Here is a 15,212-nt window from a genome sequence, read left to right on the forward strand (position 1 = left end):
CTGTGTGCTGCGCTGCCCCCCGAGGGGGCTCCAGCCTCCTTGGGCCGGCCCGCCGGAGGCTGGACATGAGGCGAATGCATTTCACACATGGCTCGAAGGAAGAGCCCGAGATCAACCTGATCCCGTTCATCGACGTGCTGCTGGTGGTCCTCATCTTCCTGATGCTGTCGACCACCTACAGCAAGTTCACCGAGATGCAGCTGCGCCTGCCGGTGGCCGATGTGGAGGCCCAGCGGGACTACCCCAAGGAGGTGATCGTCGGCGTCTCCGCCGACGGGCGCTACTCCATCAACAAGACCGTGCTGCCCGAGCGCAGCGTGGAAGCGGTGACCGAGGCCCTCGGTGCGGCGGCGAACGGCGGCAAGGACAGCATCGTGATCATCAGTGCCGATGCAAGCACCGCCCATCAGTCGGTCATCACGGTGATGGAGGCCGCACGCCGGGCCGGCCTCATGCAGATCACCTTTGCCACCCAGTCGGCCGCCCGGGCGGGCCGCTAGTCTTGGATCTGCAGCGGGCCTGGCTGCAACGCGGCGTGCTCGCGGGGCTGCTGTGGCCCTTCTCCCTTCTCTACGGTGCACTGGCGGCAGTCCGCCGCGCGCTCTACGGCCTCGGCATCCTCGCGACAGAGCGCGTCGGCGTCCCGGTGATCGTGGTCGGCAACGTGATCGCCGGCGGCTCGGGCAAGACCCCGGTCGTGATGGCGATCGTGCGCCATCTCCAGGCACGCGGGCTGAGGGTGGGCGTGGTGTCGCGGGGCTACGGCCGGGCGACCGACGACTGCCGCGAAGTGCACGAGGACAGCGACCCGCGCGAGGTCGGCGACGAGCCGGCCCTGATCCGCCACTCGACCGGAACGCCCGTCTTCGTCGCGCGCCGCCGCATCGAGGCCGCGCGCGCGCTGCTGGCGCGCCACCCGGGCACGCAGTGCATCGTGAGCGACGACGGCCTGCAGCACCTGGCACTGGCCCGCGATGTCGAGATCTGCGTCTTCGATGACCGCGGCACGGGCAACGGCCGGCTGCTGCCCGCCGGTCCGCTGCGCGAGCGCTGGCCGCGCCGCTGCGACCTCGTGCTCCACACCGGCATGCGGCCCGCCTTCGCCGGCTTCACTGCGCGGCGCTCGCTGGCCGAGCAGGCCTTGCGGCTGGACGGCACGCCGGTCCCGCTCGCATCGCTCGCCGAGCGCCCGCTGGTGGCGGTCGCCGCCATCGCGAAGCCCGAGGCCTTCTTCCAGATGCTGCGCGATCGGGGGCTTCAGCCGCAGCAATGCATCGCGCTGCCCGACCACCACGATTTCGGCGATTGGCAGCCGCCGCCAGGCACGGGCTACACGCTGTTGTGCACCGAGAAGGACGCGCTCAAGCTTTGGCGCCGCGCGCCCGATGCGCTGGCGCTGCCGCTGGTGTTCGACCCCGAGCCGGCCTTCTTCCGCGCACTTGACGCAAAGCTATCATCGCTCGATGGACACCAAGCTGCTTGAACTGCTCGTCTGCCCCGTGACGAAGGGACCGCTGACCTGGCACCCCGAAAAGCAGGAGCTGTGGTCGCGCAGCGCCCGCCTCGCCTACCCGGTGCGCGACGGCATCCCGGTGCTGCTCGAGACCGATGCCCGCACGCTGTCCGACGAAGAACTGGGGCTCTGAGCTTGCGTTTCTCCGTCCTGATCCCGGCGCGGCTCGCCTCTACGCGACTGCCCGACAAGCCCCTGGCGGACATCGCCGGCGTGCCGATGGTGGTGCGTGTCGCGCAGCGTGCGCGGCAGTCCGGTGCCGAGCGCGTCGTGGTGGCCGCCGACGACGCTCGCATCGTCAGCGCCTGCGGGGCGCACGGCGTCGAGGTCCTGCTGACCCGCACCGACCACCCGAGCGGCAGCGACCGGCTCGCCGAGGCCTGCGTCCAGCTCGGCCTGCCGGACGACGAGATCGTCGTCAACGTCCAGGGCGACGAGCCGCTGATCGATCCGGCGCTCATCGATGCCGTGGCCGAGACCCTCGCCTCCCACCCCGATGCCGCGATGAGCACGGCCGCGCACGCGATCGACTCGCTCGAGGACTTCCTCAACCCCAACGTCGTCAAGACCGTGCTCGACGCCCGGGGCAATGCGCTCTACTTCAGCCGGGCACCGATCCCGTGGTGGCGTGACGGCTTCGCGAAGAACGGGCCGACGGCCTTGCCGACCTCACCTGCGCCGCTGCGCCACATCGGCATCTACGGGTACCGCGCGGCCTTCGTGCGGCAGTTCCCGAGTCTCCCGCCGGCACCGGTCGAGGCCACCGAGGCGCTCGAGCAGTTGCGTGCACAGTGGCACGGGCACCGCATCGCGGTGCACGTGAGCGCGCATGCGCCTGGCCCCGGCATCGATACGCCCGAAGATCTGGCGCGCGTCCGCGCCCTGTTCGGCACCGCCTGATCCGTCCGCAATCGCGCGGGTTCGCCCGAGAGCGCGTGCTATCCTCGAAGCAACTCCGCCCATGCAACGCCTTTGCCGGCATGCGGGACGCGACAGAAGATCGAAGAACCGTCCGAGGACACCATGAGACTGATTTTGTTGGGCGCCCCCGGTGCGGGCAAGGGCACGCAGGCTGCCTTCATCTGCCAGAAATACGGCATTCCTCAAATCTCGACCGGCGACATGCTGCGCGCCGCCGTCAAGGCCGGCACGCCGCTGGGCCTGCAGGCCAAGGCGGTGATGGCCTCCGGTGCGCTGGTGAGCGACGACCTGATCATCAACCTGGTCAAGGAGCGCCTCGCGCTGCCGGACTGCGCCAACGGCTTTCTCTTCGACGGCTTCCCGCGCACCATTCCGCAGGCCGACGCCATGCGCGCGGCCAACGTCAAGCTCGACTACGTGCTCGAGATCGACGTGCCCTTCGCCGACATCATCGAGCGCATGAGCGGCCGCCGCTCGCACCCGGCGTCCGGGCGCACCTACCACGTCAAGTTCAATCCGCCGAAGGTCGAGGGCAAGGACGACGTCACGGGCGAAGACCTGATCCAGCGCGACGACGACAAGGAAGAGACCGTGCGCCACCGGCTCGACGTCTACAGCCAGCAAACCCGGCCGCTGGTCGACTACTACGCGGCTTGGGAGAAGGCCGAGCCCGCAGCCGCGCCGAAGTACCGCGCGATCAGCGGCGTCGGCACGGTCGAAGAAATCACCCAGCGTGCCCTGACTGCCCTGACGAGCTGATCGACCCTCAGGCCGGGCTGGAGCGCAGCCCGTAGACCTTGCCGTCGACGAACAGGTACTCGACGCGCATCACCGCCTCGCCCTTTTCCTCCTTGAAGGTGAAGCCCACCGCCGAGACGGTGGTGCCGGGCTTGATCTCCGCGACCTTCCAGGCTTCCAAGCGCGTCAGTGGCGCGAGCTCGAGCTCCCACTGGCGATCCAGGCGGCGAGGCACCGTGGCCCGTGCGAGCAGGCCCGGCCCATCGACCGGTGCGCTCTGCGGCGGCAACGTCCGCTTCGCCAGGTCGACCGGCACCTTCAGCCCGGGCGGGATATCGATCAACAGTTCCGCATGCGGGTTCTGCCAGCGCGCGCTCGCCACCCGCCCCTCGAGGTAGATCGGACGGTCCTGATCGAAGCTGCTCCAGCCATGGTGCGCAAAAACGAGCGGGGTGGCCAGCGGCAAGGATGCAGCGGCGAAGACGATGCGGCGACGTTTCATCGGACAAGCTCCTTCTTCAGTACGCGATCCATCGGCCGCAGAACACGACGGCCAGCCAGATCGCAGTAGACATCAGCATTTGTACCCGCGCCAGCGCATCGAGTTTGCGCAGCGACCCGCGCGCATGGAACCACCCGGCGTTCAGGCCGGCGGCCAGCAGCAGGCCCATCTTGACCAGGAAGGCGCGGTTGGCCAGCAGCTCCGCCGGCTGGGTGGCGAACATCAGCGAACCGCTGGCGGCCGCGAGCCCGAAGCCGCCGATGGCGATCGAGAGCGACAGCCTCGCCATGGCTTGCACCGGCAAGGCGACAGCGCGCCCGAACACTCTCATTTCGAGGGCCACCAGGTTGCCGAGCAGCAGCGCGATGCCCACGATGTGCACCACCTCCAGCGCCGGGTAGACCCAGGCATGCGAGCGCAGGGCCTCGAACATGCCTTCAGCCGCCGGGCTGGGTCGCCAGCAGTTCCAACGCCAGCGCGATGCGCGCCTTCACCGGGGTCAGCGCGCCCGCATCGCGCAGCACAGCGCCAGGCGTGGGAAGAATGCGCCCCTGCATGCAGCGGGTGGCACGGACCACCGCAATGCCCGCCGCCTGTGCCCGCAGCGCGGCTGCTTCGAGCGATTCGTGCAGGGTGCCGTTGCCGGTGGCCGCCAGCACCAGGCCCTGCACCGGCTCCGCAGCACCTGGCTGTTGCTCCCGGATCAACACATCGACGATGCTGCCGCGCGCCTCTGCGTGGCTGAGCACGATCTCCACGCGGGGCCAGCGCTCGGCCTGCCGCATCAGCTCGAAGCAACGGCGGGCCGGCTCGGACGGCGAGGTCGGCCAGCTCCTGAGCTCGCGCAAGGCGCCCTCCTCCACATAAGCCACGGGTCCCGCATCGCCGGAATCGAAGGCGTCGATGCGGTAGGTATGCACCTTCTGCACATCGAAGGCGCTGTGTACCGTGCCCGCGCAGACCGCCACGACGCCCCGCGCACCCGGGCTCGCGGCAACGGCGACGGCATCGCGAACGTTCTGCGGGCCATCGGGCGTCAGCGCCGTGGCCGGCCGCATCGCGCAGGTGAGCACGACCGGCTTGGAAGGCGCCAGCACCGACTGAAGGAAGAAGGCGGTTTCCTCCAGCGTGTCGGTGCCGTGGGTGACGACCAGACCGGCGACATCGGGCTCGGCCAGCCAATGGGCGCAGCGTTCGGCCAGCCGGCGCCAGATCGAGAAGCTCATGTCCTTGCTGTCGACCTGCGCCACCTGCTCGGTCTGCAGCACGATGCCGGCGGGCGCGGCGATGCCCTCCAGCAGCTCGGTCACGCCCACCTGACCGGCGGTGTAGCCCACGTTGTCGCCCGCGCTGCCAGCGCGGCCCGCGATCGTGCCGCCCGTGCCCAGCACGATCACGCGTCGCCTGATTTCGCTGTCGTTGTCGGCCATGGCTTGCCAAAGCTCCCGAAACTGGTTAAAAATACAGGTACTGGATATGCAGCCAGTGCCGCAAGGAGTCGTCAATGCAGTTCGCCGCCAAGCTTACCGCCCGCCAGCAACAGATTCTGGACTTGATCCAAAGCGCCATCGCGCGCACCGGCGCGCCGCCCACGCGCGCCGAGATCGCCGCCGAACTGGGCTTCAAATCCGCCAATGCGGCCGAGGAACACCTCCAGGCCCTGGCGCGCAAGGGCGTCATCGAACTCGTGAGCGGCACGTCGCGCGGCATCCGCCTCAAGGGCGACGCACTGCGCTCGCTGAACGAATCGCGCAACAACCAGTTCTCGTTGTCGCTGCCCGGCATGGCACAGCTCGCCCTGCCGCTGATCGGCCGCGTGGCCGCGGGCTCGCCCATCCTGGCGCAGGAGCACGTGGACCAGACCTACTACGTCGAGAACACCCTGTTCCAGCGCCAGCCCGACTACCTGCTCAAGGTGCGCGGCATGTCCATGCGCGACGCCGGCATCATGGACGGCGACCTGCTTGCGGTGCAGGCCACCAAGGAAGCCCGCAACGGCCAGATCGTCGTGGCACGGCTGGGCGACGAGGTCACGGTCAAGCGCCTCAAGCGCAACAAGCAGGTTATCGAGCTGCACGCCGAGAACCCCGACTACCCCACCATCATCGTGCAGCCCGGCGAGCCTTTCGAGATCGAAGGCCTGGCTGTCGGCCTCATCCGCAACACGATGCTGATGTAGATCCGCACAAGGCGGCATGGGCGAAATCGGCCCTTGCCGTCCCACCGGCTACGACAGGTGGCGGGCGTATGGCCAAGGGCCATCACCCTGTCGCGGCCGATGACAGCAATCCTGCCTGTGTTCAATCTCTGACCTTCATGGAGTTCACATGGGAATCGCTCTGCTCAGCCTCGTCGACCTGTTCACACCCCTTCAATCGCTGGCCAGCCGCTGGATGCCGTCGCGCCGCCGCAGCGCCTCCGGCCTGCGCTACGTCGGCATCCGGCCCAGTTGCGCCGCGCGGCCTGCCGCGCCAACGTCTCACTTGTCCCACTTGTCCCACTTTTCAGCGCCGGCTCGGCCGCTGCGCGTGGTGCGCATGGTCGATGCGCAACCCAACGGCCCGGGCACGGGCCGGGTCGTGATCTCCGGCCGCATGGCCGATGTCTGCGCCGAGCTCGATCGGCTGGCCGCATTGGAGGCAGCCGGCGCAACGCCGTCGTCGGGCCGCCTGCATTGAGTACAGCGACCCACTGCCAGGCGCGCTGAGCGCCCGAGGCGCGGGCAGATCCGCGCAAACTTGCGCGGGCGCTCCGCGGGCAATTCCGCCGGCATTCCACACGGATTTCGCGAGCATGCCGCGGCCATATCCCAGAAGCGCCCTGCGCTTCTGGCGCACGGCACGCAGCCCCGCGGATGGTGCGAGGCACAATGGCACGCCATGAACATCGTGATCCTCGACGACTACCAGGACGCAGTGCGCAAGCTGCGCTGCGCCTCCAAGCTCGACGCGTATGCCGCCAAGGTCTACACCAACACCGTCAAGGGCATCGGGCAACTCTCGGTGCGGCTCAAGGACGCCGACGTGATCGTGCTGATCCGCGAACGCACCCAGATCTCGCGCCAGCTGATCGAAAAGCTTCCCAAGCTCAAGCTCATCTCGCAGACCGGGCGCGCCGGCCAGCACATCGACGTCAATGCCTGCACGGAGCACGGCGTGGCGGTCGCCGAGGGCTCGGGTTCGCCGCTTGCGCCGGCCGAACTCACCTGGGCGCTGATCATGGCGGCAATGCGCCGGCTGCCGCAGTACATCAGCAACCTCAAGCATGGCGCCTGGCAGCAGTCGGGCCTCAAATCCGCTTCCATGCCGGCCAACTTCGGGCTGGGTTCCGTGCTCAAGGGCAAGACGCTCTGCATCTGGGGCTATGGCCGCATCGGCCAACTGGTGGCGCGTTACGGGCAGGCCTTCGGCATGCAGGTCGTGATCTGGGGCCGCGAAGAAAGCTGTGCGCGCGCGCGCTCCGACGGCTTCCAGGTGGCGCCCAACCGCGAAGCCTTCTTCGCCGCAGCCGACGTGCTGTCCATCCACCTGCGGCTCACCGAGGAGACCCGCGGTCTGGTCACGCTCGAGGACCTCTCGCGCATGAAGCCCACCGCCCTCTTCGTCAACACCTCGCGCGCCGAGCTGATGGAGCAGGACGCGCTGCTCGCCGCGCTCAACCGCGGCCGGCCCGGACTGGCGGCCATCGACGTCTTCGAGAGCGAGCCGCCCCTGCAGGGCCACGCCCTGCTGCGGCTGGAAAACTGCATCTGCACGCCGCACATCGGCTACGTCGAACAGGACAGCTACGAGATGTACTTCGGCCAAGCCTTCGACAACGTCGTGAGCTTCATCAAGGGCAACCCCACCAACATCGTCAATCCGGGCGCGCTGCAGGTGCGACGTTGAAGCGCCCCGGCCTGCCGGCGTCCCTCTGGGCGCTGCTGGCAGGCAACTTCGTGATCGGCACCGGGATCATGGTGGTGCCCGGCACGCTCAACGAGCTCAGCACTTCGCTGCAGGTCAGCGCGGCCACGGCCGGCCAGTTGATCACTGCCGCGGCGGCGGTGGTGTGCTTCGGCGCACCCCTGCTGGCCGCCGTGGTCGCGGGCTGGGACCGGCGGGTGCTGTTGGCCTGCACCATGCTCTGGTACGCATCCGGCCACGTGGCCGCGACCTTGATGCCGAGCTTCGGCGGACTGCTGGCGGTTCGCATGCTGACCGTCATCTCGCCGGCCATCTTCACGCCCCAGGCCGCGGCCTGCGCCTCCCTGCTGGTCCCGCTGGAGCAGCGCGGCCGTGCCGTGACCTTCGTCTTTCTTGGCTGGTCCATGGCCTCGGTGCTCGGCCTGCCGCTGGGCACCTGGGTCGGGGGCCATTTCGGCTGGCGCACGGCCTTCATCGCGATCGCCGTGTTGTCGGTGCTGAGTGCGGTCTGGATCTGGCGCCAGTTGCCGACCGGCATCCGCCCGCCGGCACTGACGCGCGCCGCTTGGGCGCAGGTGCTCAGGAGTCCGCTGCTGATGGGCGTGGTGGCCGTCACCGCGCTGCAGGGCTCGGGCCAGTTCGTGCTGCTCAGCTATTTCGCTCCCGTGTTGCGCAACACCGTCGGCGCCGATGCCACCTCTCTCGGCCTCGTGTGGGCCTGGTTCGGCGTCTGCGGCCTGCTGGGCAACATGCTCGTGAGCAGAACCATCGACCGCGTGGGCGCGCCGCGCATGGTGCTCGTCACCACCTGCTTGATCGCGCTGAGCCTGTTGCTGTGGCCGCTCGGCGTCACGCTCGCCGGGCTGGCGCTGATCCTGGTGCCGTGGGGCCTGGGCTGCTTCGCCACCAACTCGGCGCAGCAGGCGCGTCTGGTGTCGATGGCGCCGGCGCTCGCGCCGGGCTCGGTCGCGCTCAACAGCTCCGGGATCTACGTGGGGCAGGCCGTGGGCGCCGCCGCCGGCGGCTGGCTGCTCGCCCACGACGCGATCGCCTGGATGAGCTGGGCCGGCTTCGCGATGCTGGTCTGCGCGCTGCTGCTGAGCCTGGCCGTCGACCGGTTCCAGGCCCGCAGCGCCGCCGTCAGCGCTTGACCGGCTTGGGCGCGATCTCGGCCTCGGTGTCCGGATCGAAGAGCTCGAAATCGATCACATTCGGATCGGACGAAGGCGCCGGCTTGGGCGTGTCGATGGGCGCGCGCATGGTCTCGAAGGCCGTCCGGTCGAAATCGGCCAGGTCCAGGCTGGCGCCGGGTTGGACACGCGCCGACTCGCGGCTCGGGACCGCCGGCGCCGGCGCGGGGCCGTCCGGAGCCAGCACGGTCTCGTGCCCCAGCGAGTCGTCGATCGCGCCGTAGATCGAGGCCGGCAGCATCGGCCCGTCCTCGAGCGGCTCGGGCGGACGCTCCGCTGCGAGGGGTGCGGGCGTGGTGGCCAGTGGCTCATGGCCGAAGGTGTCGACGAAGGAATGCGGCGTGACCGGCGCAGGGGGCGCGCTGTCCGGGTCGATCACCTCCTTGGCAACCGAATAGAGCAGCAGCAGTTCCTGGTAGGCGGCGAGGTCGAAAGCCTCGTCTTCTTCATTCACCCCGGGCTTGCGGAAGATCAGTTCCTCGATCAGTGCCAGGGTGCCGGGCGCAGGCCATTGCGATTCGATGCGCGCGAGCGCGCTGCGGTAGTGCTCCAGGCCCTTGCCCGTTTGATCGAACTGCTCGAACTTGGGCACGTAGGCATTGAAGGCACGCTCGAATTCGTCGGCCAGACGCGCATAGTCTTCCTTGCGTTCGAGCGAGTGGTAGATGCGCAGCAAGTCGAGGTAAGCCAGGGCGCTGGTGCCCGGACTGGTGGCGATGTGCTCGCGCAGTACCGCGATCGCCTGGTCGTGCTGGCCCAGCGAGAGGAAGAAGTCGGACTGCTGCTGGACATCGAACAGCTCTTCGGTGTTGACCGGCCGCAAGGGATGACCATCGGACGTGCGCGCGGAATGGGGCGGATGGGACTGGCCGAAGCCGCTGTCCTCCTCGGGCTCCAACCCCGCAAAGGTGGCTGCACCGAAGCTGGTGGCGTTCGCGCTGCGCCGCCGGGCGGGAGGCTCGACCTCTTCGTCGTCGAGCAACTTGCCCAAGGTGCCCGGACGGGTCGGCCCCTCGTCGCCCCTGGGCGCCGGCTCGCGCCACCAGGCGGACTCGGCCCGGCGCGCAGCAAGTCGCCAAAGAAGCAGGACGCCGATCAGCGCGAGCAGCAGCAGGCCGAGCAGGGCATAGACCAGCGGGTTGCGGTAACGCTCCTCACGCGCCTGCACGAGTTCGGTCCGCAGTTCGAGCAGCGCGCGCTGGTTCTGCGCCGTTTGCTCACGCAGCGCAGTCAACGTGGCCTCCAGCGACTGCATGCGCTGCGCTTCGCGCTGCGCCGCCTCGGGCTCGGTGTTGAGGGCTCGCCATTCTGCAGCGGCAGCGCTGCGGCGGGCCGGGTCCTCGGCAGCGGGGAGCGTCAGCTCGCGCGTGGCCTTGAGGCCGGGCTGCGCGACCGAGGCCGGCTCCATGGCCTCGAGTTGCAGGCGCGATCCGCTGGGCACGGCGGCCGCACGTGCCGGTGCCGGTGCCGGTGCCGGTGCCGGTGCCGGTGCCGGTGCCGGTGCTGGTGCTGGTGCCGGAGCGGCAGCAGCAGGCGCGCGCGGCGCAGCAGCACGCGGAGCTGCAGCCGGCGGCCGCACCGCCGGGGGCCGTTGTGCCGGTGCGCTTCGGCGCGGCGGCGGCGCCTCGGCAACTTGCGTGCCTGCACCGGACGCGGCAGCACCATCGCGCCGTGCGGATGCCCCGCCCTCGAAGCCGGCAGCGGAGCCCGCACCCGTCGCGCGCGAGGACGCGCGCTGAGGCTCGGCGGCAGGGCGCGGCATGGCGACGCTCGGCAAGGAGGCGGCCGTCGGAACATCGGCGAGCAGCACATAGCTGCGCGTGGAGCGCATTTCGCAACCGGCACGCACGTTGACGTTGACCACCGGCTCATCGATGGTGGTGCTGGAGCGGATGCGCATGCGCGAGTTGGCGGGGCTGGATCCAGGCTCGAGCGATATCGACAAGCTCCGATCCGGGATGCGCAGGTCGCCCTGCACCACCTCGGCTTCCAGGCACAGTGCGCCTGCGGTTTCGGCCTCGTCCAGCGAAAGCGGAACCACCAGGTCCAGGGGCTTGCCGATCCAGACAGCGCCCTGTGGCCGCCCGATCGTCAAGGCAGACGATTCAAGTGCTAACCCGAGTAGAAACAGGGCCGCAGCCAAACGTGGTGGTTGCAAAATGGGTAGAGCTAAAGAAGCAATCGAAAGTAGACACATTCTGGCACGCTCATAAGCGACGCCATTTTCACCGAGAGACAATTATCAAATGACTGTGCAGTTTTCCAATGTAGGGATCATCGGGGCTGGCGCGATGGGCCGCGGCATTGCCCAGATTGCCGCCCAGGCCGGCAGCCAGGTGCTGCTGCTCGACAGCTTCGAAGGTGCCGCCCATCGCGGTCGTGACGCCATCGTGGCCCAGTGGCAGAAGCTGCGAGAGAAAGGCAAGATCGACGAAGCACAGCACCACGCCTTGTCGGCACGCATCCATGCGGTCGACTCGACGCAGGCGCTCGCCGGCTGCGACCTCGTGATCGAGGCCGTGGTCGAGGACCTGGCGATCAAGCGCAAGCTGTTTCAAGAGCTCGAAGCGGTGGTCGCGCCCTCGGCCACGCTGGCGACCAACACCTCCTCGCTCTCGGTCACGGCGATCGCCGCCGCCATGGCGCAGCCTCAGCGCATGGCAGGCTTCCACTTCTTCAACCCGGTGCCCCTGATGAAGGTGGTCGAGGTCGTGGCCGGCTTCAAGACCGATGCCGAGGTGTGCCGCCGACTCGCTGCCTACGCCACGCAGATGGGCCACGCCGCCGTGCAGGCCAAGGACACCCCCGGCTTCATCGTCAACCATGCGGGACGGGGCTACGGTACCGAGGCGCTGCGCATCGCCGGCGAGGGGGTCGCGGACTTCGCCACCATCGACCGCATCCTCAAGGACCAGGCGGGCTTCCGCCTCGGGCCCTTCGAGCTGCTGGACCTGACGGCGCTCGATGTCTCCCATCCGGTGATGGAGTCGATCTACCGCCAGTACTACGAGGAGCCGCGCTATCGGCCCAGCGTGATCACGGCGCAGCGTCTCGCGGCCGGCGCGCTCGGGCGCAAGACCGGCGAAGGCTTCTACCGCTACGTCGACGGGGTCGCCCAGCAGGCGCCCGAGCCACCCACACCGGCGTTCGAGGGCAACCCGGCGGTCTGGGTCTCGCCGCGCGCGGCACGCCGGCCGGAGCTGCTGAAGCTGGTGCACACGCTGGGCGCGCAGCTCGAAAGCGGAGCGACGCCCTCCTCCGCCGCGCTGATCCTGGTTGCGCCGCTGGGCTTCGATGTCACCACCGTCGCCGCAGTCGAGCGGCTCGATGCTACGCGCACGGTCGGCATCGACCTGATGGTGGACGACGCCGCCACCAAACGCCGCGTGCTCGCCACCAATCCCGCAACGCGCAACGACGTGCGCGATGCCGCCCATGCCCTGTTCGCGCGCGACGGCAAGGCAGTGAGCGTGATCCGCGACAGCGGCGGCTTCGTCACGCAGCGCGTGATCGGCACCATCGTGAACATCGCGGCGGACATGTGCCAGCAGCAGGTCTGCTCGCCCGCCGACCTCGACCTGGCCGTGAAGCTGGGCCTGGGTTATCCGCAGGGCCCGCTCGCGATGGGCGACCTCTACGGCCCCACCAATGTGCTGGAAGTGCTGTTCAATCTGCAGACGGTGTATGGCGACCCGCGCTACCGCCCGAGTCCCTGGCTGCGCCGCCGCGGCGCGCTGGGCCTGAGCCTCACCCATCCCGAAGCGTAGGAGGGCATTCGAATGACAGCAGAATTGAAGAGCACGACCGAGGACGGCACCATGGTGCTCACGCTCTCGAACCCTTCGCAGCGCAACGCGCTGGGCCCCGAGATGTACGCCGCAGGCATCGAGGCGCTCAACGGCGCCGAGAACAGCGACGAAGTGCGCAGCGTGGTGCTCGTGGGCGAAGGCGCATGGTTCTGCGCCGGCGGCTCGCTGCAGCGCCTGTCGGCCAACCGCGAGCGCGAGCCCGCGGTGCAGGCCGAGAGCATCGAGGCGCTGCACAACTGGATCGACTCGATCCGCACTTTTCCCAAGCCGGTGATCGCCGCCGTCGAAGGCGCCGCGGCCGGTGCCGGCTTCTCGCTCGCAGCGGCCTGCGACTTCATCGTCGCGGCGCGCGACGCGGTGTTCGCCGCCTCCTACAGCACGGTCGCGCTCTCGCCGGACGGCGGGCTGAGCTGGCACCTTGGACGGTCCCTGCCGCGCCAGATCGCCAGCGAATGGCTGATGCTGGGCGGGCGCATCGACGCGGCTCGCCTGCACGCACTCGGCATGGTCAACGAGTTGAGCGAGAGCGGCCAGGCCCTGTCGGCGGCGCTCGCGCTCGCCAACCGCCTCAATGCGCGTGCGCCCAACTCGCTGGCCAGCATCAAGGAACTGCTCAGCGAGGCACCCGGCGCCACGCTCGCCTCGCAGCTGTCGCAGGAGCGCGATCATTTCGTGCGCAACCTGCACCACCCCAACGCCGGCATCGGCATCGCCGCCTTTCTCGCCAAGCAGACGCCGCGCTACGAATAGCCGCGTCGCTCGGGCGACAAGCCCGGGCCATTCAGTCACACACAGGACAGTTCATGGACGAGCCCATTCTTACCATCGAAGAACGAGAGGCGATCAATGGTGGTCGCTGGTTCTCTTCTCTTTCCCCATCCCTGCGTCACGACATTCTTCGATGCACCTTCGTCAAGCGCTACAAGGACGGCGACCTGATCTGCGCGCGCGGCGATCCGCCCGAGCAGTGGATCGCCTGCGCCAAGGGCGCGGTGCGCGTGAGTTCGACCGCGGTGTCGGGCAAGCAGGTGACGCTGACCTACGTGGAGCCGGGCATCTGGTTCGGCGATGTCGCGATGTTCGACGGGGACCGGCGCACGCACGATGCCTATGCGCATGGCGAAACGACGATCGTCTGCGTGGCGCGCGCCGATTTCCAGAAGATCCTCGCCAGCCACGTCGAGCTCTACGAGGCGCTGATGCGGCTGCAGGCGCGGCGCATCCGGCAACTGTTCGGCCTGGTCGAGGACCTCAATACCCTGCCGCTGCGGGCCCGGCTCGCCAAGCAGCTGATCCACCTGGTGCGCAGCTACGGAGTGCCCAACCTCGCGGACGGCAGCCAGATGCGCATCGGCCTGCACCTGGCCCAGGAAGAACTGGCGCAGCTGCTGGGGGCATCGCGCCAGCGCGTGAACCAGGAACTCAAGGCGATGGAGCGCGAGGAGGTGATCCGCATCGAGCCCGGCGGGCTGGTGGTGCTGGATCGCGCCGCGCTGATGCGCATCTCGGAAGCCGACGACCAATAACCGCAGACCCCAGAGACATGACCCAGGACTTCGACAACTTCGTCGGCACCCGCGCCGTTTCCAAGCAGCACCTCTTCGACGTCGACGCGCTGACCGCCTGGCTCGAGAAGAACCTGGACGGCTTCAAGGGTCCGCTCACGGTCGAGATGTTCAAGGGCGGGCAGTCCAATCCGACGTACAAGCTGGTCACGCCGGCGCAGAGCTACGTGATGCGCGCCAAGCCGGGTCCGGTCGCCAAGCTGCTGCCCTCGGCGCACGCGGTCGAGCGCGAGTTCAAGGTCATGAGCGGGCTGGCCGGCACCGATGTGCCGGTGCCGCGCATGCATTGCCTGTGCGAGGACGAGAGCATCATCGGCCGGGCCTTCTACGTCATGGAGTTCATGCAAGGCCGGGTGCTGTGGGATCAGTCCCTGCCCGCCATGGGGAACGCGGAGCGCGCTGCGATCTACGACGAAATGAACCGCGTCATCGCCGCGCTGCACACCGTGAAGTTCGCAGAGCGCGGCCTGGCCGACTACGGCAAGCCCGGCAATTACTTCGAGCGCCAGATCGGGCGCTGGAGCAAGCAGTACGTGGCTTCGATCACCCAGCCCATTCCCGAGATGGACCGGCTGATGGAATGGCTGCCGGCCCACATGCCCCAAAGCGCGCGCGACGAGAAGATGACGTCCATCGTGCATGGCGACTACCGCCTGGACAACCTGATGTTCCACGCCACCGAGCCGCGCGCCATCGCCGTGCTCGACTGGGAGCTCTCCACGCTGGGCCATCCGCTGGCCGACTTCAGCTATCACTGCATGTCCTGGCACATCGCGCCGGGCGCCTTCCGCGGCATCGGCGGCCTGGACCTGAAGAGCCTGGGCATCCCGACCGAGAGCGAGTACATCCGCAAGTACTGCGAGCGCACCGGCCTCACCACGCCCGAGGCGCTGGCGCCCGACTGGAACTTCTACCAGGCCTACAACCTGTTCCGCATGGCGGCGATCCTGCAAGGCATCGCCAAGCGGGTCGAGGCCGGCACCGCCTCGAGCGAGCAGGCCGTCGCCTCGGGCCGCGGTGCGCGGCCGATGGCCGAGATGGCCTGGCAGTTCGCGCAGCGCGCCTGAAG

General features: G+C 68.9%; 17 protein-coding genes. 13 read left to right on the top strand and 4 right to left on the bottom strand.

Annotation, left to right across the window (positions count from 1 at the left end; genetic code table 11):
- The first annotated feature begins 74 nt into the window (after positions 1 to 74).
- From AC3A6Y_RS17680 to adk, 5 genes are all read left to right on the top strand, one after another.
- Entirely contained in the window at positions 75 to 500 is a 426-nt protein-coding gene (locus AC3A6Y_RS17680; RefSeq protein WP_487869527.1) for an ExbD/TolR family protein, read from the top strand.
- Positions 501 to 502: 2 nt separating this feature from the next.
- Entirely contained in the window at positions 503 to 1,483 is a 981-nt protein-coding gene (lpxK, locus tag AC3A6Y_RS17685) for a tetraacyldisaccharide 4'-kinase (protein ID WP_487869528.1), read from the top strand.
- Positions 1,464 to 1,646, top strand: coding sequence for a Trm112 family protein (locus AC3A6Y_RS17690; protein ID WP_487869529.1), 183 nt, complete (start codon positions 1,464 to 1,466; stop codon positions 1,644 to 1,646). Before lpxK ends, AC3A6Y_RS17690 begins: the two co-directional genes overlap by 20 nt.
- 2 nt (positions 1,647 to 1,648) lie before the next feature.
- Positions 1,649 to 2,413, top strand: coding sequence for a 3-deoxy-manno-octulosonate cytidylyltransferase (gene kdsB / locus AC3A6Y_RS17695; protein WP_487869530.1), 765 nt, complete (start codon positions 1,649 to 1,651; stop codon positions 2,411 to 2,413).
- 123 nt (positions 2,414 to 2,536) lie between these two features.
- Positions 2,537 to 3,193, top strand: coding sequence for an adenylate kinase (gene adk / locus AC3A6Y_RS17700; protein ID WP_487869531.1), 657 nt, complete (start codon positions 2,537 to 2,539; stop codon positions 3,191 to 3,193).
- A gap of 7 nt (positions 3,194 to 3,200) precedes the next feature.
- Here the strand turns inward: adk and AC3A6Y_RS17705 are convergent, their stop codons facing one another.
- The 3 genes from AC3A6Y_RS17705 to AC3A6Y_RS17715 are packed head-to-tail and all read right to left on the bottom strand — an operon-like array spanning position 3,201 to position 5,104.
- Positions 3,201 to 3,674, bottom strand: a complete 474-nt coding sequence (locus AC3A6Y_RS17705) for a DUF6152 family protein (RefSeq protein WP_487869532.1) — start codon at positions 3,672 to 3,674, stop codon at positions 3,201 to 3,203.
- A 16-nt stretch (positions 3,675 to 3,690) separates the two neighbouring features.
- Positions 3,691 to 4,107: a hypothetical protein gene (locus tag AC3A6Y_RS17710; RefSeq protein ID WP_487869533.1), complete on the bottom strand. Its 417-nt coding sequence runs from the start codon at positions 4,105 to 4,107 to the stop codon at positions 3,691 to 3,693.
- 4 nt (positions 4,108 to 4,111) lie between these two features.
- Positions 4,112 to 5,104 carry an asparaginase gene (locus tag AC3A6Y_RS17715; protein WP_487869534.1) on the bottom strand — a complete coding sequence of 331 codons (993 nt, stop codon included), beginning with the start codon at positions 5,102 to 5,104 and terminating at the stop codon, positions 4,112 to 4,114.
- Positions 5,105 to 5,178: 74 nt separating this feature from the next.
- On the opposite strand from AC3A6Y_RS17715, the gene lexA reads away from it, so the two are divergent.
- The 4 genes from lexA (at position 5,179) to AC3A6Y_RS17735 (ending at position 8,730) form a co-directional block, all read left to right on the top strand.
- A complete protein-coding gene (gene lexA / locus AC3A6Y_RS17720; RefSeq protein WP_068679551.1) occupies positions 5,179 to 5,853 on the top strand; it encodes a transcriptional repressor LexA in 675 nt (224 codons plus the stop codon).
- Between the two features lie 148 nt (positions 5,854 to 6,001).
- Complete coding sequence (locus AC3A6Y_RS17725; RefSeq protein ID WP_487869535.1) at positions 6,002 to 6,352, top strand: hypothetical protein; 351 nt, start codon at positions 6,002 to 6,004, stop codon at positions 6,350 to 6,352.
- Positions 6,353 to 6,553: 201 nt separating this feature from the next.
- On the top strand, positions 6,554 to 7,561 hold the full coding sequence (locus AC3A6Y_RS17730) for a D-2-hydroxyacid dehydrogenase family protein (protein ID WP_106559527.1): 1,008 nt from the start codon (positions 6,554 to 6,556) through the stop codon (positions 7,559 to 7,561).
- A complete protein-coding gene (locus AC3A6Y_RS17735; RefSeq protein WP_487869536.1) occupies positions 7,558 to 8,730 on the top strand; it encodes an MFS transporter in 1,173 nt (390 codons plus the stop codon). The genes AC3A6Y_RS17730 and AC3A6Y_RS17735 overlap by 4 nt, the downstream gene beginning before the upstream one ends.
- Here AC3A6Y_RS17735 and AC3A6Y_RS17740 read toward each other — a convergent pair.
- Positions 8,720 to 10,864 carry a hypothetical protein gene (locus tag AC3A6Y_RS17740; protein WP_487869537.1) on the bottom strand — a complete coding sequence of 715 codons (2,145 nt, stop codon included), beginning with the start codon at positions 10,862 to 10,864 and terminating at the stop codon, positions 8,720 to 8,722. The genes AC3A6Y_RS17735 and AC3A6Y_RS17740 overlap by 11 nt on opposite strands.
- Positions 10,865 to 11,015: 151 nt before the next feature.
- Between AC3A6Y_RS17740 and AC3A6Y_RS17745 the strand changes: the two genes are divergently transcribed.
- From AC3A6Y_RS17745 to AC3A6Y_RS17760, 4 genes are read left to right on the top strand one after another with little or no spacing between them, the layout of a single operon-like run.
- Positions 11,016 to 12,536, top strand: a complete 1,521-nt coding sequence (locus tag AC3A6Y_RS17745; protein WP_487869538.1) for a 3-hydroxyacyl-CoA dehydrogenase — start codon at positions 11,016 to 11,018, stop codon at positions 12,534 to 12,536.
- Positions 12,537 to 12,548: 12 nt separating this feature from the next.
- A complete protein-coding gene (locus AC3A6Y_RS17750; RefSeq protein WP_487869539.1) occupies positions 12,549 to 13,328 on the top strand; it encodes an oxepin-CoA hydrolase, alternative type in 780 nt (259 codons plus the stop codon).
- A 53-nt stretch (positions 13,329 to 13,381) separates the two neighbouring features.
- Positions 13,382 to 14,104 carry a Crp/Fnr family transcriptional regulator gene (locus AC3A6Y_RS17755; protein WP_487869540.1) on the top strand — a complete coding sequence of 241 codons (723 nt, stop codon included), beginning with the start codon at positions 13,382 to 13,384 and terminating at the stop codon, positions 14,102 to 14,104.
- Between the two features lie 17 nt (positions 14,105 to 14,121).
- Complete coding sequence (locus AC3A6Y_RS17760; protein ID WP_487869541.1) at positions 14,122 to 15,210, top strand: phosphotransferase; 1,089 nt, start codon at positions 14,122 to 14,124, stop codon at positions 15,208 to 15,210.
- Positions 15,211 to 15,212: the final 2 nt, after the last annotated feature.

The sequence above is a fragment of the Variovorax sp. Soil_C_17 genome (genome assembly GCF_057657265.1).